This window comes from Microcoleus sp. A2-C3 (assembly GCF_036706065.1).
Lineage (GTDB): Bacteria > Cyanobacteriota > Cyanobacteriia > Cyanobacteriales > Microcoleaceae > Microcoleus.
In genome coordinates this window covers 1-20,963 of sequence record NZ_JAUBVX010000084.1, presented here as the reverse complement: position 1 = coordinate 20,963, position 20,963 = coordinate 1, and the positions used below count along the sequence as shown (strand labels likewise).

Here is a 20,963-nt window from a genome sequence, read left to right as displayed (position 1 = left end):
GCTAATTTACAACTCTAAACGCCTACTTTCTTTGAATTCAGTTTAATTCTCTTGATCCTTTCCTTCAGGGCACTACCTGCATCTGCATCTACAAACAATTTTTATTGTGGGTAACTACACGAATGTGCGATCGGCATTTTGATCATAAATTCCGTGCCCTTGCCCAATTCCGAAGTACAATATAATTCGCCGTTGTGTCTTTCTACAATAATTTGATAGCTAATAGATAAACCCATTCCCGTGCCTTTACCAACGGGTTTGGTAGTAAAAAATGTATCGAATATGCGCTGCTTGACTTCCTCAGTGATTCCCGGCCCGTTGTCCGCAATTTTGATTTCTACAAAATTCTCCGTAACTTCTGTGCAAATCTTAATCTGGCTGGGATTCTCACGCATTTCTTGAAAACTTCGCTGACTATTCCCATCACCTAAAGCATCGATCGCATTGCTGAGAATATTCATAAAAACTTGATTGAGCGGCCCCGCAAAACACTCCACAGGCGGTAAGTTTCCGTATTTTTTAACAATTTCAATTGGCCGCATTTCACCGTTTCCTTTCAAACGGTGATTTAGTATTAACAGCGTGCTGTCAATACCTTCATGGAGGTTGACGGGTTTCATCTGTGAATCGTCGTGCCGCGAAAAATTCTGCAACGACTGGACAATCTGGCAAATCCGCTCGATACCGACGCTCATTGAAGATACGATTTTGGGGAAATCTTCAACTAAAAAATCGAGCTCATTCTCTTCTATTTTTTGTTGAATTTCTGCAACTGGATTGGGATAGTGTTGTTGGTAAAGTTCGAGGTAATTAAACAAGTCTCTAGTATAATTTTTCAGGTGAGCAAGATTGCCGTGAATGAAGCTGACGGGGTTGTTGATTTCGTGAGCGACTCCGGCAATGAGCAATCCTAAACTAGACATTTTTTCACTCTGCACTAATTGAGAATGAGTCGCTTTGAGTTCGTCAAGTGCTGCTGCTAGTTTAGCTGCTTGTTCTCTGCTTTGTGCTTCGGAATTTTGTAAGGCTTCCTCGGCTTTTTTGCGATCGGTGATGTCTCTCTGTACGCCGATAAAATGAGTTAATTTGCCTGTTCGATCGCGCACCGGAGATATTGAGAAACAATTCCAGAAAGCGGTTCCGTCTTTGCGGTAATTCTTTAATATTACCTTGCATTCGCTCTCTGTTTGTAAGGCTTGGCGAATTATTTCTACTGCTGCGGGATCGGTGTCGCTTCCGTACAAAAATCGGCAGTTTTTTCCGAGAATTTCTGGCCGCCGATAACCTGTCATGTTTTCAAAGGCGGGATTGCAGTAAATAATCGGATGTTCGGGATTAGTGGCGTCAGAAATCGTAACTCCGGTGCTGGTAGCTGCCATAGCCCGATCGTACAACCAAAGTATTTCTTCGGCGCGCTTGCGATCGGTAATGTCCCGCAGCGTCGCTAAATAAGCCATTTCTCCTTCCCATTCCGTTTCCACCAACCGCATTTCTACCACAGCATTTTCTTGCTGCTTGCGAATAACTTTAACTTCTGTTTGCACGACACGAATTCCTGCTGTAGCTACTTTGCCAATTTGGGGAATAATATCTGCATTCATCTCCAGATCGCAAGCAGAACATTCTACTAGCAAACCACCAAAAAATTCTTGACCTAAAAGTTCCTCCGCTGTGCAGTTGAACAGCGCTTCTGCTGACTGGTTTACAAAAGACACAAGTCCGAATTTGTTGACAATTGCCATGCCGTCTGCATTCTTTTCGATCGCATTCCGAAACCGAGATTCGCTAGCTTTCAAATCCTGCTTTAGCTGTTCTATTGCTCGCTGCATCTGCTGCATTTCGCACAAACTCAGACTGTAAGCTTCTGAAATGTTGGTCTGTGTCGAATTCTCGGTTATGTTTTGGGGCATCTCTTGATAGTTTGTTCGATCGGTGAGGTTGTTAGCAGTTTGTTTCGGCCTACTGCTAATATTACTGAGCTTCTTTTCTGAATCTGCTTCTTGAAAAAACATATTTGAACCTGCTATTTTTTTATTAAGATATCGCTCTCGCCCAATTTTTCCACTAATTTAGGGATAGAACAATTTATAACCGATGCTAGCACATCAATTTGATAATTAATCCTAAAATATCCTTAAGATTCTAGAGCGATCGCCATCGAATTATCTATTACACTTGAGTAAGTAATTTCAACAGCATCGGCCCTGGCGCGGGACACGGCAGTTAAGGGGAAAGATGGCTTCAATCCCGCTGACAGCGGACAATCTAACAGGATCGACGCGCCCGTTATAAATATTTATAATCAACTGCAAAAAAAAATATTTTCTAAAAAAATATGCTGCCAACAAGCCAAGTCATCTTTAGATAATGTAATCATAGTCAAAAACTACCAAATTATTCCCCTACCGCCAGATTTGATATAGAATATAACCTGTCTATTTTTGCGATCGCAATTTCAAACCAATGGCACGTCTAGCACTTCTGAGCGTATCCAACAAAACCGGGCTAATCGACTTAGCGCGCAGTCTAGTAGAAGAATTTGAATTTGACATAATTAGCAGCGGCGGGACAGCAAGCGCCCTCAAAGAAGCGGGAATCCCCGTCACCAAAGTTGCGGAATATACTGGTTCTCCCGAAATTTTGGGCGGGCGAGTCAAAACACTTCATCCGCGAATCCACGGAGGTATTTTAGCGCGCCGCGATGTAGCGCAAGATATCGCAGATTTAGCCGAAAATCAAATTCGGGCGATCGATCTAGTTGTAGTGAATTTGTATCCGTTTGAACAGACAATTGCTAAACCGGGAGTAACCCTAGCAGACGCAATTGAACAAATCGATATCGGCGGGCCGGCGATGCTGAGGGCTTCAGCTAAAAACCACGCTCATTTGACAGTTTTGTGCAATCCTGACCAGTACAATACTTATTTAGCAGAACTGCGACAAAACGGCGGGGAAGCATCCTTAGAGTTTCGGCAAAAGCGCGCGCTAGAAACATTTGAACATACAGCAAACTACGATCGCGCGATCGCCAATTATCTTAGCAACCAATCCGCAGCATCGAAGCTACCGCAGGAGTTTAGCGTATCAGGTACAGAGTTGCAAACACTCCGCTACGGCGAAAACCCCCACCAAGCCGCCACCTGGTATCAAAGCGGAACTACACCCACAGGCTGGACAACTAGCACCATCCTGCAAGGCAAAGAATTGAGCTACAATAATTTAGTAGATTTAGAAGCAGCAAGACGGCTAATTGTAGAATTCCCAGAGACTCCCGCCGCCGCTATTCTGAAACATACAAATCCTTGCGGTACAGCCTTGGGAACAACTATTTCGGAAGCGTATCAAAAAGCTTTTGACACTGATTCAGTCTCAGCTTTCGGTGGAATTGTCGCCCTCAATCGCCCGATTGATGCTGCTACCGCAACGGCGTTAACTAAGACATTTTTAGAGTGTATTGTCGCCCCAGGCTGCGAACCGGAAGCGGAAGCAATTATCAAGAAAAAGGCGAAAGTTAGAGTATTAATTTTGCCAGATTTGACTCAAGGCCCAGCACAAACTGTGAAAGTAATCGCAGGCGGTTTGCTGGTGCAAGACTCGGATAATGTAGTAGAAGAAACTAGCAAATGGCGCGCAGTTACTGAGAAGCAGCCGACGGCTGAAGAGTTGGCAGAATTGCTGTTTGCTTGGAAGGTAGCGAAACACGTTAAGTCTAATGCGATCGTTGTAACGCGCGATCGCACTACAATCGGTGTCGGCGCGGGACAAATGAACCGCGTCGGATCGGTTAAACTAGCATTGGAACAAGCGGGAGAGAAGAGTAAAGGAGCGATTTTGGCCAGCGACGGCTTCTTCCCCTTCGATGATTCGGTAAAAACGGCTGCTGAGGCTGGCATAATTGCGATCGTCCAACCGGGAGGTAGTATGCGCGATAAAGATTCCATTGAGGCGGCTAACCAACTCGGAATCACAATGATGTTTACCGATATCCGCCACTTCTTGCATTAGGAATAATACCCTATAGTAGGGACACAACACTGTTGTGTCCTTCCAGAATTGCTTCCCAAATTGCGTCCTTTAAAAATTATGACTTACAGTCAACAGCAAATTCAACCCCAAGACGTAAAAGTTAAAATCCTGCTCACCGGCGGACATCAGTGCACCGTCATTCTTAAATCAGACACACCATTATTGCACAGCCTAGTCAAAACATTAGTCGATCGCACGCAACAGACAGTAGGGTTTTCAACCTTATTCCAAATCCCCATAGACGACGGGCGTTCCAGCCTTTCCTTTCCCGCCGAACACCTAGTCGGATTAGTCACAGAACCCCCAATTTTATTGCAGCAAATACAGCCGCAGCAGCTAGCAATTCCCGTAGAAATTCCTGTAGAAATTCCTGTAGAAATTCCCGCAAAAATTCCCGCCCCTGCGCCTGTAAATGATGACTTAATATCTCGATACGCCCAAATTGACAACTTTCTCACCGCCGCCGAAAAGAACAAACTCATCAAATATGTTTTAGCAAAAGAATCGGAATTTGTGAGTACCAGCACCTCAACAAATGCCGAAGATTACCGACGTTCGATGGTACTCCACTCCTTCCCCGAATTTTCGCAATTGATGGTAAATCGCATCAAAGCAATTCTCCCCGATGTGCTGCGTAAATTAAATCTACCATCATTTACGCTTGGTGACATAGAAGCTCAGCTAACTCTGCACAATGACAACAACTTTTATAAACTTCACAACGATAGCGGTTCACCAGATACCGCCACCCGATTTTTTACTTACGTTTATTATTTCAATCGAGAACCGAAGGCTTTTTCAGGTGGCGAATTGCTGATTTACGATAGCAAAGTCGAGAACAATTTTTATGTTGCAGATGAGACATTCAGAACCGTGGAACCTCGCAATAATAGCATCGTATTTTTCCTAAGCCGCTATATGCACGAAGTTTTGACAGTTAGCTGTCCCTCGAAGGCTTTTGCTGATAGTCGTTTTACTATTAATGGCTGGGTGCGTAAAGCGGATTGAGACTTGTTGCATAAATTTTTTATGAATAGCAAAACCGCAGATTTAAGGCAGATAAACGGAGATAAACGCAGATATTTTCAAGATAAGACGGCGGTTGAAACCGCGCCTACAAAAACAAAACCCGCCTCCGCGGGTTGAAGAATGGACGGTTAACATGATTTTTTTTATTGACACCGCATTTTCCTCAGATAGGACGTACGGTTTCAACCGCCGTTTACGTCTCCCGCGATGCTATATTTACTCTTGTGCTCCGGCATTTTTGAGCAATTTCACCACAGTGGAATAACCCTTAAATTCAGCTAACATTAAAGCTGTATAATTGCCCGGATTTTTGTGATTTAATGCTGCACCAGCAGCGATTAAAATCTTGACTAAATCAGCATAACCCCGATGGGCGGCCCACATGACAGCAGTTGCGCCGGAATCATCCAGCAAGTTGACATCCGCGCCTTTTTCAACTAATAATTGGACGATCGCCATATAACCGCGATCGCACGCCTTCATCAAAGCCGTTTTTCCCAAATCCGCCGGGACATTCGGATCAGCACCAACCTCAAGCAAGGCTTTCACCGTCTCAGTATGTCCATGAAACGCAGCCAGCGTCAAAGCCGTCTCCCCAAAGTTTTTAGCATTCAGGAAATCAGCCTGATTTGAGTTTACTTTTTGCAGCAAAGCTGATACGATCGCACTATGACCGTGAACAGCCGCCACCAGCAAAGGCGTATCGCCCAACCGATTTCTCGCACCCACACTAGCACCTCGGTTTAAGAGCAATTCCACCACATCTTCGCAGCCTTCAACCACGGCAAAATTCAACGCAGTTTCGTCATCTCTGTCCTTAGCGTTGATATCCGCGCCAGCATCTAGTAATATATGTGCGATCGCGAAATTTCCCCCAGCAGCCGCCGCCATCAAAGCCGTGCCCCCATCTCCACTTTTCACATTCGGATTAGCACCCGCAGCCAGCAAAGCTCGCACCGCATCAACATTGCCACAATCCGCAGCCAAAGTTAAAGCAGTTTCGCCCTCTTTGTCGCGAATTTCCAAATCAGCACCAGCGGCTAGCAGCGCCTCAACAACAGCCAAATTGTCCGCCGTAGCAGCCTGCATTAAAGGAGTTTTGCTCTGTAGATTTTTAAGATTAACATCCGCAGCGCAGTTCAGCAAAATTCTGAGAATTTGCGCGCTACCTTGACTAATAGCTGAAAACAACATAGAATTATCAGCAATAGCACCCGCATCAGCCAAAGCTTGAACAACAGCTTCGTACCCGGACAAAGCAGCTATTTTGAGAGCCGAATCTCCATCTTGATCTCGCACATTCACATCAGCATTAGCAGCAAGTAAAAGCCGCACAACATTGATATCGCCTTTGAGAGAAGCCGCCATCAAAGCCGTACTCCCATCATCATTTTTAGCGTCAACATCAGCACCCGCAGCCAACAACAGCCGCATAACATCAGCCTGTTTGTGAGCCGCAGCCAACATCAAAGCCGTCAGGCCAAAACGCCTGCTCGCGAGGTTGACATTAGCGTCATTTTTTAGTAAAATACGCACAATTTCCGTATAGCCCTTTTGGGCCGCAAACATCAAAGCCGTCGTCCCCTCAGAGTCTTTGGCGTTAGCGTCAACACCCTTAGCGAGTAAAGCTTGGACGTGAATAATGTTACCAGTCTTGGCAGCTTGAATCAATACAGCGTTTTGTTTAGTGGCAGGCATAATAGTCTCTCATACCGTATATTTTTACCGTCGCATGAGACGGCATGACTGGTATGCTAAGTTTTATGAAGTAAGTTGAAAAATCCTGAGAACACCATGAATCTTGAAATTCCTGAGTCAGTAAAAGTTTGGAGCCAATTCTTCCACCCAGTTTTAATGTGGGTATTGCTGGCAATCTCATTGTATGCTTTGTATCTCGGCGTTCAAATCCGCCGTACCAGAAGTGCCGAAGGTGAGGTCAAAAAAGAGTTAATTAAGGGCAAATTCAACATTAAGCATCACCAGATGGGATCTTTGCTGCTAGCCTTGATGGTAACAGGGGCGATCGGCGGAATGGCCGTCACCTACATCAACAACGGCAAACTATTTGTGGGAGCCCACTTGCTAGCCGGCTTGGGAATGACCGCAATAATTGCCATTTCAGCCTCTCTGACTCCGTTGATGCAAAAAGGTAACAATGTTGCCAGATACACTCACATCTTTCTGAATGTGGGGCTCTTAGGGCTGTTTGGCTGGCAAGCGGTAACAGGCGTCGAAATCGTGCAAAGAATTATCAGCAAGATGTAACCGTTAAAGTACGATTCAGGACTTGCGCGCGGGTGTCCAGAAACCGGGTTTTTCACGAAAAGACGCATTGTAGACGTAAATTCTGCTAAAAACCCGGTTTCTTTAATCGTAGTGCGTAGGGTGCGTCGCGATCGACAATCCCTCGATAAAAATCCACAATCTCACAGCGACGTACCTTGGTTATTTAACGGTTGAATAAACAACCCTCTCTTTTACTCTTTCCCAACAGTCGCAAAGTGCGTCGCAATGAGATTATCGATGGAATTCATGAATTTTTATAGCGACGCACCCTACAAACAATCAAAGCCATGCTAGAAACCCTCATCAAGTATTTTGTTTACGCCACAAAAGGTCATATTACAAAAACGCAATTAATCAAGTTTTTGTATTTGGCCGACCTTTATTCTGTCAAATGGACAAACAAACAGCTTACGCAGCTCAATTGGCGTTATTATCACTATAGCCCTTGGAACGAAGACATCATTGTTGCCTTAAATCAAATGAATGGCAAAACAATTGTGCAAGAATCTGTGGGAGAAACCATATTTATCCGACTTGGTGCGGAAGCCGGTAATGTCGATGATTTAGAATTACCTTTAGGACTAAAACTAATGCTGGACAACATTCGCAGAGAATGGGCAGGATCAGGACAGGATAAAATCCAGAAGTTACTAAAGTATGTGTACAGCACTGCGCCAATGATTGAGGTTAAAGATAGCCATCAACTAGAGCAAGTGGTGAGACTGAATCTTCAGACAGAAAGACAAAAGTTAATCAGTGAATTAGGGTGATAATGTGGCTGGAAAAACACCTCGTCAAGGTTGGATTTATTTAGTGAATCCCCAGAAAGTATCTCTTCGTTGCCAACACAATCACAATCACATTTATGATTTAAGTGCAGCAGGGGAGATTGAATGCAAGACTGTTAATTGCACCCTGACAATTAATTCTAGTAGGATTTTGCGGGGAGAGCATCATTATCTGTTTTGGGAAATTGACCAATTTCAAGATAACTCTGGATGCCTACAAACTTTTACGGTGATTCCCTTAACGTTCCAAGAAACCTGTAAAGGTTTACCAACAGCCTATCCGATTAATTCGACTAGCAAAAATGGTCTCGATCAGAATTCATTGGCTTTAGTGCATCAGATATGTAGTATTGATGCTAATTCCTTTAAGGACTCGCAAGGGAATTGGTTTGAGCGAGTTGGACAAGTGGATAAAGGAGATAAGGATTCGATAGAGGAACGTTTAAAGTATTTTTTGAATCTTGGGGATGATTCTAGTGATGATTGGTTGATGAACAATGTGTCTGTGGAAGTTTTAGAGAAAGTTTTTGATTATTGGCCGAAGGATATGAATAAAAAGAATGATTTAGAAAAAGTCATAAATGATCTCGAATTATGGTGAGAATGAGACAATACGGCGGTTTAAACCGCATCTACACAAACGATGTCCGCCTCCGCGGACTGAATAGAATAAGCTAATTTTAACAACCCGGTATTCAACCCGCGGAGGCGGGTTTTGTTTGTGTAGACGCGGTTTCAACAACCCGGTATTCTACCATTTATCTGATTGCTACTATTTGCATCCTTGGGCTTAATTTTGCGAGTCAACCGCCAAGTACCAAAGCCAAAGACTGCGCCGAATAATAAACTGAAGAAGAGAGATAATACAAAGGGATGCGGTGGTAAAGATGTAGAAAAAGGTGCAATTGGACTTTCCGTTATCAGAGGATAGCTGCTGGCAATTATTCCTGCCACACCGATGCCTGCACCGATTCCTGCACCTACCGATTGAATCGTGTTTTGCAATTCGGTATCGCTATTTCTTGCCCCTATTTCAAACTCTGCCTGTTGTTTTTGACCCTCCAAATCGACAATTATTCGGATTGTTTCAATCATCTGTTGAAACAATTGCCGTCCTGCGGTAAGATAACTCATGTTGACTTTAATCTGTTTCTGAAACATCTGGCAACTCCCAGTGAGGAAATCTCGGATAAAATCTAAGTTATCTGTTCCTTCGAGGCTGCAACTGACAAGTTGTTTGTGGTAGTCACGATAGTTGTAAGCATTCGTTTTAATTGTAGTCAGGTGAAGTTCTATATCTCGCAAATAGCGGGCATACTCAAACCCGATTTGGGGAAGTTGAATCAGCCAATTTTCTAGTTGTTGCAGTCGCTGTTTTGGATCGGATTTTAAATTGCTAAACTCTTTCACCTTGGCTTCTAATTGGCTGTACAGTTTCCTCGCTTCCTTGTTGCAGAGTTCCGCTTGGTAATTGGCGTAAAGGATTTTATTCCGACAGCATAACAAATTGAGCAGCGGAGGATAATAATCACCTTTATCCTCTAACTCTGAAGTTTTTTCATCTATGTTCAACCAGACGAGTATACGGCAGTTGAAACTCGGATTTTGTTGAGGATTGTCAAATTCAAAAATGGGACTGCCGAGAAGTTTTCCCTCTTTAATCAAATAGGGTTTTAGCTGGTTTTCTACATCTTGAAAAAAAGCTTCTACACAAGCTGTTGCTAATTCTTTATAATCACCGGAAAAATCAACGGGTTTGGCAAAGAATACCAGGGTTTGTCCGAGTGATGCTTGGATTTTATTAGGTAGCAGACAACCTTGAAAATTTAGATTGTTGAGTTGGTTGGTTTCTAGTGTATCTGCCGTCTGTAGCGTCAAGTCAAGGGCGTAAGTGTCGTGCAGTTGCACCGGATAAATTCCGCCTTCTAGGGGTACTTTGTCCGGTTGGCTGAGAGTGGTAAATGATAGGATTTTATCACCATCTGACTCATAAAGTTCTAAATATTCGCTTTGTTGGCTATTTTGGCTTTTTGTGTGGGCAAGGTGTTCGAGGAAAGCATCGAGTTTTGGATTGGTTTGCAGGAGGTTTCCCAAAGCAACGCATTGATGCCATAAATGGTCGGCATTGTCTACTGTTTGTTGGTCGCCTTTGGCAAGGTTGTTGCACAATTGAAAGGCAAACAGCGTTAGTTTCGGGTTGGCAAGTTTGCCTGTCAATTGAGTGCTATTCATCATCTAGATATTAAGAGGGTTTCGATAAGACGGCGGTTGAAACCGCGCCTATACAAACGATGTCCGCCTCCGCGGACTGAAGAAAATAAACTAATTTTAACAACAAGCTCTTCAACCCGCGGAGGCGGGTTTTGTTTGTGTAGACGCGGTTTCAACCGCCCAGCCTGTCAATTGAGTGCTATTCATCACCTAGAGCCTAATAGGGTTTCGATAAGACGGCGGTTGAAACCGCGCCTATACAAACGATGTCCGCCGACGCGGACTGAAGAAAATAAGCTAATTTTAACCGCCCACTCTTCAACCCGCGGAGGCGGGTTTTGTTTATGTAGACGCGGTTTCAACCGCCGAATCTTCTATGTTGACTGGTTGGGAAAACTTTCTTGGATGGCATTTAATAGCGTTTCTCTGGAGACTTTGCGAGGTGGAGGCGGTGGTGGAGCCTTCAATTTAGTTGTTCCTGGTGTGCGCTCCCCTGCCATTTCTCCTGACACATCTAATCCTTCGCGAGTCTGGTCTAATGCTTCATCAATGTCGGTGTACTTTGCACACCATTCAATGATGTCATCAGCCAGATCATCCTCTGTTTCTCGGAAATTTTCTTTTGCTTGATTGAGGTCTTCATTCCTATTGTCTTTCAAAAACAGGGGTTTCTGATTTTTAACTAGCTGTATGAAGGCGTTGATATATTTCTGGCTTTCGCTAAGCATAATTATTTGATTTTTACTGACCAGTTGCACAAAAGGCAGCCCAATAATAAGGTGATTGAAAAGGTCGTACTACTGTGGAGTCTATCTTCTTAATCATCTGGTAGATCGCTTTTTTTAGGATAGGACGTTGAGGAAGTTCGTTTCTCCACTGTTCTAACTGTTCTACTGTAACATCCCGCAGCCAAAGTTGAGCTTTGTTGAGGGCAAGAGCGACGCTTAACCCGGCTTTGAGATTCTGATAAAATTCTATCATGAGCAATGAAGTAGATACATCATTCACAGTCCAAAGTGTGGGTACAACACTGGAACTGCCTGCCACGAGGAAACCGCTAGGTAAGCTGATATATTCATCGCTGATGCTGCTAAAGTCGCTGATGCCGGTTTCGCAGGCGGAGAGGACTACTAGGCGACATTCTCGGAAGTCGAGGGCAAAGATGTCTGCTAAGGTGAGGCATTTGTCAAGGTCGAGAATGTTGCCATTTTGTAAGGGTTGATAACGGTTGGGGTTTGATTCTGCTGGTGCTGGTGGGGGTAATTCGCTGTCGGCTAGCAGCAATGCGGAGAGCAAAGGTTGCTGAAAGTTAAAGTAGCCGTGACAGCTAAAGTGGGCGCAGTGGGCGATGCGGAGGCGGCTGTCGTTTATGGCTGATTTTTGGGCATTATTTTGGATGAGAATATCTTGATTTTCTGGTGGGAAATTCTGACGGATTGCTTGTACTTCTACATCGGTAAATTCCAGGTCATTGGTAGGATTTTGGACGGCAAATAGGTGTGTGAAATTGGGGCGTTTTCGCCTTTGTGCTTGTTGCAGGAGTTGGCAACTGGGGGCGTAGCGGACACTTTGTTTGAAGCAATCTAGCACGCAAGGATTAGTGGGTTCTGGAGACGGGGTTTCTGAATTAAACCGCTGCCAGGTTTCACGGCTAACTGGCAAGGCGTGAAGGGGGAAAAGGTGCAGGAAGCGGTGGGGAATTAGAATTAGTTGACTGCAATGTTTGGGAACTATTTCCAGAAGATCGTTGAAATGCAAAATATCAGCTAGACTTTGGAGGCAGGAGGCTAGGTTTTGCTGCCATTGAGTTTTGTTTTCTTGGTAGTCTTTCAGATACTCGTTGAACCAATTTTTCAAGACCTTAAAGTCGGCTTTTGACGATTGCCAGATTATAGGAGTTGGTGATTCAGCGGTGATAATGAAAGCAAGAAGTCTGTCGCCTGTAATGTACCACTGAAGGATAGAGGTGTTTTCTGCTGTGAGGGATTGAATCTTTTTGTAGGAGATGCCTTTAACTTTTTGAGTGAGTACGAAGTCGGGGTCGATGGGTGTGATGTCGCGGGCAATCAATTCATTTAGTTGTTGCCGTAATTGGGTTAGATTGGTTTGATCGCGACTGGTGGTTTGTAGGTTTTCGATTTGGGGGTTGCGTTCTCCTGATATCGTGCCTCTGTTGCTGTTACGATTTGTCTGTTCGATGTCTAGTCGTCGCTGTTCGGCATCAATTTCTCGACGCAGGCGCGAGAGTTCGTTAATAACGGTTTCGGGAATGTCACCTTTGGGGTAGAGGTCACGGGTGGCAAGGAGTTCGACGAGGTGGCGGGCTTTACTACGCTCTACATATTCAATAGCTTTGCGAGGTTTGTTATGCTTAATATATGCTTTCACTATTTTGGCGTAAACATCGATGCAATCCTCCAAAATCTCCCGTTTTTCTATTATTGAATTTGACCAATCGCGACCTTTTTCAACTGTGGAAATGGCAGTTCCATAACCTCTAATAGCATATTCCCAAAGCTTATTTGAAAAACCCAAACTACCTAAGTTGAGTCCAATTCTAAAACAATCTATAGGATGAGTAGACGGCTTATAAATTTTTAAAGCATCTTTGTAGCAATAAATAGCCTCTACGCTATCAATCAGTTCCTGTGGTATGTAATTATTGCGTCTGTGATGAGCGTAACCTTGGTTTGCCTTGATAGCCGCCCATATTTCAGGATATTGATTCCGAGGATATGACTCGATAACTTGCTCAGAAACCTCAATTATCACATCAAAATTGTTTGTTTTATCAAATTTATTTTCTTCCCAATATAAATATATTAATGACCAAGATGGAGGAACAAGTATATTCTCAGAATCTGGAAGCAGATACGCTCCATTAAGATTACAAAGTTCAAAATTATTTGAAATTTGCCGAATAGTTTCTTCTTGAATTTTGTGAAATTTAGATACAATTTCTAATGATTCTCGTTGATATTTTATGGCTTGTTGATTATTTTCTTCTGCGCTACCTCTTGAACGCTGACGATATGCACTTGCTAATTCATTCTTGAGTTTTTCTAATTTTTCTTTTTCGTTTTCTTCATAAAAATTTAAAGCTGCTTTGTATCCAGCAATAGCAATTTCTATGTTGCTACCTCTGTCTCCTTTAGAGAATCTTTGGAGCAACCTGCTAAAATCGCAAATAGCCTCCGCGATAACTTTGGCTATTTCTGGTTCTGCTGTAGATAAAAAAATTCCTGCCCAAATTCCGAACATCCTACCCAAGCTATCATCTAGTTTATTTAAATTATTTTCTAATACTTGATAAACCTGGTGTAAATTCCCATCACTATTCATGGTAGTAATAATCATTTTGTCTAAAGCAATACATTGATCAATAACCTGCGATTGCCTACCACAAAATTCCACTATCTGAGAAATTACACCTATTCTAAAACTAAGTTCTTTAAAAAAGATATTTTTTTTACTCTCACCTATTGTTGCTAGGTCTTGTGCGATTATTTCCATCTCTCTGGCTAAGCCAAGATCTATCAAGTCTGGATTAGCTGTGAGGATATCAGTTTCTTCATCACTCCGACATCTAAGCAAAGCTAAGCTCAGCTTTCTATAAGCAAGCCATCGTTCTATATCTATAGAACAAGTAATTATTACAGCAATATCTCGCAACTTGTTTGCAGTATCGAGATCATTAGTTGCTTTTGACTTGGCTGAGATTGCCATCATTAATATGATTAATTTTCCATCAAGCAGTGAGTCGTTAGCTCTTAATATTTCATTTTCCTGCCCATCGGGACAATTCAGCAGCGCCTGAATCAATATCAGATGGGTATGATTGCGCCCTTGAGCGAAAGATTGACTAAGTTGAGCCCATTGCTGCAAAATAGCCGCCCTTTGTTCGCCATCCGCCGCCATCCGACTCGCCTCTTGCTGCATCACTTCAATCAAGCCTGAGTCTATTAACTCTGAGTGCTCTTGCAATAGTTCCATTTCTTTGCCAGCCGGACAACTCAGCAGCAATTGAATCAGATTCATGTAAGATGGGAGGCGGTTTTCATCCATGAGGCGTGACCTTCAACATTCTTTATTGGCTCATTTGTACCACAAATTCAAGCAGCACCAGCTAAAATGCAAGAATTATTTAATTTTCCTATCTAGCGGCCTTGTTGCTCAGTTTTAATTGACAAATTACTTGATTTGTGGTATTTGAGGTTTGTCTGAGGTTTCTGGTTGGTCGATTTTGATGAGATAAGTAGTTTGCGATTCTAGAAAATACGGGACATCGCAGTGCCGATATATGGTAACTTAACCCGAAAGTCCGCCAGGGAATTAATTCCCTGGCTAATAGCGAAAGTCCTCTCAAGAGGACTAAAGAAATCATCAGTCCTCGACCGAGGACTTTCGCTTTGAGGCAGGGGTTTCAACCCCTGCTGGACTGCGGGTTTAATGCAGAGAAACCAGGCTTCCTTACCCGCCATTAAAAATTTGCTGCGCCGTCAAATTCAACTCTGGAAATACCACTGACTCAATTCTCTCATCTCCCCGAAATAGCTTAATCTGATACTCACCATCTACCAACTGACAAACCGACAAAGTAGGCTGTTTAGGAGAACCAATATAACGGCTACCTCCCAAACCCAAATAATCGACAATCCAGTATTCAGCAATGCCTAATGCTTCATATTCGATCATCTTATGTGCATAATCATCGCGCCAATTTGTGCTGACTACTTCCACCACTAACTTAACAGAATCTCCCTGAGTAATAACTGATTCTCGTTCCCATCGAGACTCATTGACTTCTACGGCTTGTTTATCTAATACAATCACATCTGGATCGTAGCCTAAGTTATCGCTGAATTTAATTGTACATTCCTTGGGAATAAAATAAGGAAGTTGTAAACGCCTAATTTCAAAACCAAATTCTAGCGCCTGGAAACCTGCGACTACTGAATGTTTACCAGTTGGATTAGGCATCTCAACAATAACTCCGTTACGTAGTTCATAGCGTCCGTTTTCTGGTTTCCACTCCAAAAAGTCATCGAACGTTATTAATTTTGATATCGCTTGAATCATGGGAAAACCTCCAATGTTCTAACATTATTTTAACATCAGAATAATTTGAAAGCGTTTTATAAACCCGGTTTATCGAAGAAACCGGGTTTATTTGAATTCGCAATCATGGCATTGTGGCATTTTTAAATCTGATGCAATAGAGGACACGGCAGTGTCGTGTCCCTAATGTGTGTCCGATAATTAAAAAAGGCGGCACCCAGATTTGAACTGGGGGTGGAGGTTTTGCAGACCTCTGCCTTACCACTTGGCTATGCCGCCGTTACGTCTGAAAATTGACGTTATACGATAATACACTAAATCCTGATTATTTCAACATATCTCTAAAAAATTTCGATCGCCCAAAGTTCGATCGCCCCCACAACCCCATCCCAGGCTACATTAGAAATAGCTCGATCGCCTCCGCTTCGCCCGCAACAGCCGCCATGACACCAGTTTCTCCCCTCCGAGTCGCCCAAATCACCGACACTCACTTGTTTGGACAGATCGATAGACAATGGAAAGGGATCTCAACAGCCCGCACCCTCGAAACAGTTCTCGATCGCCTGCAACAGATAAAGCCGCCGCCCGACTTACTTCTGCTGACAGGGGATTTATCCCAAGACGAAACAGCCGAATCCTACCAGCGCCTCGCCTCCCTCATCGCCCCCCTGGGAATTCCCGCCTACTGGATACCGGGAAACCACGACAACATTCCAGTTATGGCGGAAATATTAGATAAGCCGCCAATTTCCCCAGAAAAATCATTTCACTTGGGAAACTGGCAATTTCTGCTGCTTTCGAGTGTCGAAGCCGGATGCGACGGCGGGCGGCTTTCCCCAGAGAGTTTGGATTGGCTGGATTCTCAACTGCAACAAACGGGCGATCGATTTGTTACGATTGCTTTGCACCATCATCCGCTGGCGATCGACTGTGAGATCATGGACAGCATGATGCTGCACAATGCCGATGAATTTTTCGCAATTGTCGATCGATACCCTCAAATAAAAATCGTCCTTTGCGGCCATATTCATCAAGAATTTCACCAACAGCGAGGCGGAGTTTCCTACTTGGGCGCGCCCAGTACCTGCATACAACTGTTACCCAAAACCTCTCCGATTGTCCTCGACACCATCGGGCCCGGATTTAGATTGCTCGAATTGGCGATCGACGGTACTTGGGATACTAAGATTGAGCGAGTAGCCGGAGAACCTGCAAAATCTTGATATTTTACAGTTAAGAGGTGATTGTGCGATCGACCCAATCGAAGAATCATCTTATTTTCCGTAAAATAACCGTTACCAAGTTCGATCGTTCGGACTTGTGTCCGCCTCAAAACTCAGAAGACTGAAGTCCTCACTACAAACCAATTTATCCTCAGTAAAAACCGATTTAATTGTCTGCGTTCAAGCTGACATCATATCAAGCAGGTTTGCGATCGCATAATCACAAGCCCTAGAACATATTTTTTGCGCTGTTACATATGCTAAAAAATATTTCTATACAATGTACAAAATTGTCAATCTGTCAAAAGATATATTTTATTATTCATTCATATATTTTATCATTTGTAATGACCGTAGATTGCAGAAATAGCTAGAGCGATCGGCAACTAACAACAATAAATCGGGCAACTTTAAAAAACAGGAAAAACTTAATATGTCTGAAGTCAATGGCGTCATGATGCAGTATTTCCACTGGTACACCCCCGACGACGGAAACCTGTGGAATCAGCTAGCAGAATCAGCAAAAGATTTAGCTAAAATTGGCGTTACATCTCTGTGGTTGCCACCCGCTTATAAAGGAACGGGCGGCGGTATGGATGTCGGCTATGGTGTCTACGACTTATTCGATTTAGGCGAATTCGACCAAAAAGGGTCAGTACGCACTAAATACGGTACAAAAGATGAGTATTTGCGTGCAATCAAAGCTGCCCAAGATGCAGGAATTCGGATTTATGCCGATGTCGTCTTCAACCACAAATTAGGTGCCGATGAAGAAGAAGAAGCTGAAGCCACACCCTTCGATATGGATAACCGGAATGCCCCAATAGGCGAATATCAAAAAATCAAGGCTTGGACGCATTTTACTTTCCCCGGCCGCGACAAAAAATATTCTAGTATGGAGTGGCATTGGTGGCATTTTGACGCCATTGATTACAACGCTTACGACACTGATACCCATGCAGTTTACCTGCTAAAAGGCAAAGAATTTGATGAGGGAGTAGACCTAGAAAAAGGCAACTTTGACTACCTCATGGGTTGCGACTTAGATATGGACAACCCAGAAGTCACCGGGGAATTAAAATACTGGGGCGAGTGGTATGTGGATACAACAAACGTTGACGGATTTCGTTTTGATGCCGTCAAACACGTAGCAGCAGGATTTTTTCAAGAGTGGTTGGAACACGTCCGTAACTATGCCAAACGCGACCTATTTGCCGTCGGCGAATATTGGTCTTATGAAGTGGAAGCTTTGCACTACTTCATCCAAGCAACGGACGGTAAAGTATCCTTATTTGATGCGCCACTCCACTATAACTTCCACGCTGCTAGCAAAGCCGGCAACAGCTACGACTTGCGAACAATTTTTGACGGCACCCTCGTTCAACAGCAACCAACTCTAGCCGTTACTTTGGTTGACAACCACGATTCTCAACCCTTGCAATCGTTAGAATCAGTTGTCGAGTCTTGGTTTAAACCGCTTGCTTACGCTTTAATCCTGCTGCGGCGTGAAGGATATCCCTGTATTTTTTACCCGGATTATTACGGCGATCACTATAAAGATACAGCAAACGATGGCAATGAATACGAGATTTGGTTAGACAAACATCAGTGGATTTTGGATAAATTGTTGTGGGCGCGCCAAACTTATTCCTACGGCAATCAATACGATTACTTCGACCACGCTAACACAATTGGCTGGACGCGACTCGGAAATGAAGAACACCCTGGTGGCATGGCTGTGGTACTAAGTAACGGAGGCGATGGCACTAAGTTTATGGAAGTCGGACAGCCTAATCGAACTTATATTGACATCATGGAGCACGTCAAAGAACCCATCGTAACTAATGACGATGGTTGGGCAGATTTTAGGTGTAACGCCGGTTCAGTTTCTGTCTGGGTTCCGCAGCAGTAAATATGACGGTAATCTTGACGGAATCCTCTGTCTAAAGTAGGGTGCGCGAGGCGCACCTTACCGCTATAATTATCGCATCAAACAAATTTTTACTTAGCTGTTTTTGATGAGTCAAGCCTATTCGTAGTGATGACTTCAGTCCTCTCTCTCTATACTTATATTTATAGGCGTCGCCCCAAAAATATTTACATAAAAAAATATGAAACTTGCAGAAAAAGTTGCCGTTATTACCGGCGGCGGGTCGGGAATTGGTCGTGCAACAGCAATGTTAATGGCCAAGGAAGGCGCAAAAGTTGCGATTATCGATTTAACTTTAGAAACGGCGCAAGAAACAGTCCGCCAACTAATCAATGAAGGAGGCAGCGGGCTGGCAATTGCCGCAGATGTGGGGCATTCTGGGCAAATGCAGCAGGCATTTCAAACAATTTTTGACGAATATCAAAGAATTGATATTGTGTTCGCCAATGCGGGGATTAACGGTATCTGGTCGCCGGTAGAAGAGATAGCACTCGATGAGTGGGAACAGACAATTAACACCAATCTGACGGGAACATTTTTGACTGTAAAATATGCAGTTCCTTATTTAAAAAAACAAGGAGGTTCGATTGTGATTACCTCATCGATTAATGGTACAAGAAGCTTCAAAAAAGTTGGCGCTACAGCTTACGCTTGCAGCAAAGCTGCCCAAGTAGCTTTAGCAAAAATGCTGGCGCTAGAACTTTCTGCCAGCCACATCAGAGTCAATGTTATCTGTCCGGGCGGGGTGCTGACTGGGATCAATGAAAGCACTGTTAAGCGCCATCTCGATCGCATTCCAGTTGACCGCGATTGCCTTCAAGATATGATTCCTTTGACTGATAATACCGCTGGTTCGAGCCTAGATATCGCGAAATTAGTGTTATTTCTGGTATCCGATACCTCCAGTTTTATCACAGGTACTGAAGTCTGGATTGATGGCGGCGGTTCTTTGATTTAAAAGCTCAATCAGTTGACAGTTAACAGTTGACAGTTAACAGTTAACAGTTGACAGTTAACCGTTAACCGTTAACCGTTAACCGACTAACTCTCCATTGTTTGACAGCAGTTTGTAATGTTTGCGGCAGCCAGTTATCGTACTGAGGATAAACAGGCAAACGCTGCACGAGTTGCCATCCGGCTGCTGCTAAAATTTCTGTTAAAATTTGATGTTGCAGGTGAGGATAATCGGGATTAACTTCATCCAATGGCCCGATTCCGCCTAAATCTGTCGCACCGGCTTCTAAACAAGCCAGCAATATTTCCGGCTGTGCAACTAAATTTGGCGGGATTTGCAGGGAAATTTCAGCAGGTAAAATGCTGCGGGCGATCGCAATTACTTGTGGCATTTTTGTAGCATCAAAAACTTCACCGTCCCAACTTTGCTGATTTCCCGGACTGTGAGGCTGCAAGATAACTTCTTGAATGTGATTGTAGCGCGAATGAATCCGGGCGATCGCCTCCAGAGTCTCAATCCAATCAGCCTCACTTTCGCCAATTCCCAACAGCAAACCTGTTGTAAACGGAATCTGTAATTCCCCGGCCAATTCTAGCTGTTGTAGCCGCAGCGCCGGCACTTTACTCGGTGCGTGTCGGTGAACAGTTTGTAACAAATCGGGGGACAACTGTTCTAGCATCAGCCCCATCGAGACATTCACCTGTTTTAACAGCGCCATCTCTTCAAAGCTGAGCGGCCCTACATTAGTATGCGGCAAAAATCCGAGACTAAGTGCCAGTTCGCACAAATCGTAAATCCGCTGAAACCAAGCTTTGCGCCGTTGACTCTGGGGATGTACTTCGCCGCTGAGGATCAGAATTTCAATTACACCTTGAGGAAGCAGCAACTTAAGCTGTGTTTCTGCTTCTGGAAGTGTCAGCCAAGGACTTTGCAGCGGTTGAACCCGAAAATTGCAATAGGTGCAGCGGTTGAAACACTCGTAGGTGGGAACCAGAGTATAAGCGGGGCTGTAGGTGATGGTGCGGGACATTGGTTGGGACTTTTATCGATCGAACTTGACCAACAACATATATGTATCTCTCAATGTGAGTTTTGCGGTTGGCGATCGCACTACTTCATGTATCTTAACACTCATGCCTGTCCCGAATCTGGTTACCAGCTAAATTATGAGCATTTTTTTTGTTGGTGCGATCGCCCGCAAATTCTCCAGCCTGCTTTTATTTTCCTTATACAGCAACCATCACAGCGTTATATTAGCTATGCTTATAACACTCATTACAAAAAATGTGCTTAAAGGGCCTTTACAAATTGAAATAAAAGGTTTATGTTTATTTACATGGCGGAACACAAATCCGTCACGAACGTTGAAAACCAAATAAAGCAATCATAAAACAATGACAGCAACCTTACAGCAGCGCGAAAGCGCCAATCTGTGGTCGCAGTTTTGCAACTGGGTC

At 43.7% G+C, this 20,963-nt stretch carries 15 protein-coding genes and 1 tRNA gene; 8 read left to right on the top strand and 8 right to left on the bottom strand.

The window, feature by feature from the left end; all coding sequences use genetic code 11:
* Positions 1-101: 101 nt before the first annotated feature.
* Entirely contained in the window at positions 102-2,012 is a 1,911-nt protein-coding gene (locus QUB66_RS28215; protein WP_332970531.1) for a PAS domain S-box protein, read from the bottom strand.
* Positions 2,013-2,463: 451 nt separating this feature from the next.
* On the opposite strand from QUB66_RS28215, the gene purH reads away from it, so the two are divergent.
* A complete protein-coding gene (purH, locus tag QUB66_RS28210) occupies positions 2,464-4,005 on the top strand; it encodes a bifunctional phosphoribosylaminoimidazolecarboxamide formyltransferase/IMP cyclohydrolase (protein WP_332970529.1) in 1,542 nt (513 codons plus the stop codon).
* 78 nt (positions 4,006-4,083) lie between these two features.
* The gene (locus QUB66_RS28205) at positions 4,084-5,034 is read left to right on the top strand and encodes a 2OG-Fe(II) oxygenase (RefSeq protein ID WP_265234211.1); all 951 of its coding nucleotides are present in this window, start codon (positions 4,084-4,086) and stop codon (positions 5,032-5,034) included.
* 237 nt (positions 5,035-5,271) lie between these two features.
* Here the strand turns inward: QUB66_RS28205 and QUB66_RS28200 are convergent, their stop codons facing one another.
* Complete coding sequence (locus tag QUB66_RS28200) at positions 5,272-6,753, bottom strand: ankyrin repeat domain-containing protein (RefSeq protein ID WP_332970528.1); 1,482 nt, start codon at positions 6,751-6,753, stop codon at positions 5,272-5,274.
* A 96-nt stretch (positions 6,754-6,849) separates the two neighbouring features.
* Between QUB66_RS28200 and QUB66_RS28195 the strand changes: the two genes are divergently transcribed.
* From QUB66_RS28195 to QUB66_RS28185, 3 genes are all read left to right on the top strand, one after another.
* Positions 6,850-7,320 carry a DUF4079 domain-containing protein gene (locus QUB66_RS28195; RefSeq protein ID WP_265234209.1) on the top strand — a complete coding sequence of 157 codons (471 nt, stop codon included), beginning with the start codon at positions 6,850-6,852 and terminating at the stop codon, positions 7,318-7,320.
* 308 nt (positions 7,321-7,628) lie between these two features.
* Entirely contained in the window at positions 7,629-8,111 is a 483-nt protein-coding gene (locus tag QUB66_RS28190) for a type II toxin-antitoxin system antitoxin SocA domain-containing protein (RefSeq protein ID WP_332970527.1), read from the top strand.
* A gap of 4 nt (positions 8,112-8,115) precedes the next feature.
* Entirely contained in the window at positions 8,116-8,730 is a 615-nt protein-coding gene (locus tag QUB66_RS28185; RefSeq protein WP_332970526.1) for a type II toxin-antitoxin system PemK/MazF family toxin, read from the top strand.
* A 134-nt stretch (positions 8,731-8,864) separates the two neighbouring features.
* Here QUB66_RS28185 and QUB66_RS28180 read toward each other — a convergent pair whose 3' ends face one another.
* The 5 genes from QUB66_RS28180 to QUB66_RS28160 form a co-directional block, all read right to left on the bottom strand.
* Entirely contained in the window at positions 8,865-10,364 is a 1,500-nt protein-coding gene (locus QUB66_RS28180) for a hypothetical protein (protein WP_332970525.1), read from the bottom strand.
* Positions 10,365-10,714: 350 nt separating this feature from the next.
* Positions 10,715-11,068 (bottom strand): hypothetical protein, encoded by a 354-nt coding sequence (locus QUB66_RS28175; RefSeq protein WP_332970523.1) that lies wholly within the window; start codon positions 11,066-11,068, stop codon positions 10,715-10,717.
* Positions 11,069-11,081: 13 nt separating this feature from the next.
* The gene (locus QUB66_RS28170; RefSeq protein ID WP_332970522.1) at positions 11,082-14,405 is read right to left on the bottom strand and encodes a CHAT domain-containing protein; all 3,324 of its coding nucleotides are present in this window, start codon (positions 14,403-14,405) and stop codon (positions 11,082-11,084) included.
* A gap of 405 nt (positions 14,406-14,810) precedes the next feature.
* Entirely contained in the window at positions 14,811-15,419 is a 609-nt protein-coding gene (locus tag QUB66_RS28165; protein ID WP_332970521.1) for a Uma2 family endonuclease, read from the bottom strand.
* Between the two features lie 187 nt (positions 15,420-15,606).
* A tRNA-Cys gene (locus tag QUB66_RS28160) sits at positions 15,607-15,677 on the bottom strand.
* A gap of 14 nt (positions 15,678-15,691) precedes the next feature.
* Here QUB66_RS28160 and cpdA point away from each other — a divergent pair.
* The 3 genes from cpdA to QUB66_RS28145 all read left to right on the top strand — a co-directional run bounded on the left by cpdA (position 15,692) and on the right by QUB66_RS28145 (position 19,509).
* The gene (gene cpdA, locus QUB66_RS28155) at positions 15,692-16,621 is read left to right on the top strand and encodes a 3',5'-cyclic-AMP phosphodiesterase (protein ID WP_332970520.1); all 930 of its coding nucleotides are present in this window, start codon (positions 15,692-15,694) and stop codon (positions 16,619-16,621) included.
* Between the two features lie 433 nt (positions 16,622-17,054).
* On the top strand, positions 17,055-18,533 hold the full coding sequence (locus QUB66_RS28150) for an alpha-amylase (protein ID WP_332970519.1): 1,479 nt from the start codon (positions 17,055-17,057) through the stop codon (positions 18,531-18,533).
* Positions 18,534-18,732: 199 nt separating this feature from the next.
* Complete coding sequence (locus tag QUB66_RS28145; RefSeq protein ID WP_332970518.1) at positions 18,733-19,509, top strand: SDR family oxidoreductase; 777 nt, start codon at positions 18,733-18,735, stop codon at positions 19,507-19,509.
* 61 nt (positions 19,510-19,570) lie between these two features.
* Here the strand turns inward: QUB66_RS28145 and cofG are convergent, their stop codons facing one another.
* A complete protein-coding gene (gene cofG, locus QUB66_RS28140; RefSeq protein ID WP_332970517.1) occupies positions 19,571-20,536 on the bottom strand; it encodes a 7,8-didemethyl-8-hydroxy-5-deazariboflavin synthase subunit CofG in 966 nt (321 codons plus the stop codon).
* Between the last annotated feature and the right edge of the window lie 427 nt (positions 20,537-20,963).

What these genes read in the sequence shown, in the direction of transcription:
- QUB66_RS28215 (WP_332970531.1), bottom strand. Translation starts at nt 2,012, where the DNA reads ATGTTTTTTCAAGAAGCAGATTCAGAAAAGAAGCTCAGTAATATTAGC.
- purH (WP_332970529.1), top strand. Translation starts at nt 2,464, where the DNA reads ATGGCACGTCTAGCACTTCTGAGCGTATCCAACAAAACCGGGCTAATC.
- QUB66_RS28205 (WP_265234211.1), top strand. Translation starts at nt 4,084, where the DNA reads ATGACTTACAGTCAACAGCAAATTCAACCCCAAGACGTAAAAGTTAAA.
- QUB66_RS28200 (WP_332970528.1), bottom strand. Translation starts at nt 6,753, where the DNA reads ATGCCTGCCACTAAACAAAACGCTGTATTGATTCAAGCTGCCAAGACT.
- QUB66_RS28195 (WP_265234209.1), top strand. Translation starts at nt 6,850, where the DNA reads ATGAATCTTGAAATTCCTGAGTCAGTAAAAGTTTGGAGCCAATTCTTC.
- QUB66_RS28190 (WP_332970527.1), top strand. Translation starts at nt 7,629, where the DNA reads ATGCTAGAAACCCTCATCAAGTATTTTGTTTACGCCACAAAAGGTCAT.
- QUB66_RS28180 (WP_332970525.1), bottom strand. Translation starts at nt 10,364, where the DNA reads ATGATGAATAGCACTCAATTGACAGGCAAACTTGCCAACCCGAAACTA.
- QUB66_RS28175 (WP_332970523.1), bottom strand. Translation starts at nt 11,068, where the DNA reads ATGCTTAGCGAAAGCCAGAAATATATCAACGCCTTCATACAGCTAGTT.
- QUB66_RS28170 (WP_332970522.1), bottom strand. Translation starts at nt 14,405, where the DNA reads ATGGATGAAAACCGCCTCCCATCTTACATGAATCTGATTCAATTGCTG.
- QUB66_RS28165 (WP_332970521.1), bottom strand. Translation starts at nt 15,419, where the DNA reads ATGATTCAAGCGATATCAAAATTAATAACGTTCGATGACTTTTTGGAG.
- QUB66_RS28150 (WP_332970519.1), top strand. Translation starts at nt 17,055, where the DNA reads ATGTCTGAAGTCAATGGCGTCATGATGCAGTATTTCCACTGGTACACC.
- QUB66_RS28145 (WP_332970518.1), top strand. Translation starts at nt 18,733, where the DNA reads ATGAAACTTGCAGAAAAAGTTGCCGTTATTACCGGCGGCGGGTCGGGA.
- cofG (WP_332970517.1), bottom strand. Translation starts at nt 20,536, where the DNA reads ATGTCCCGCACCATCACCTACAGCCCCGCTTATACTCTGGTTCCCACC.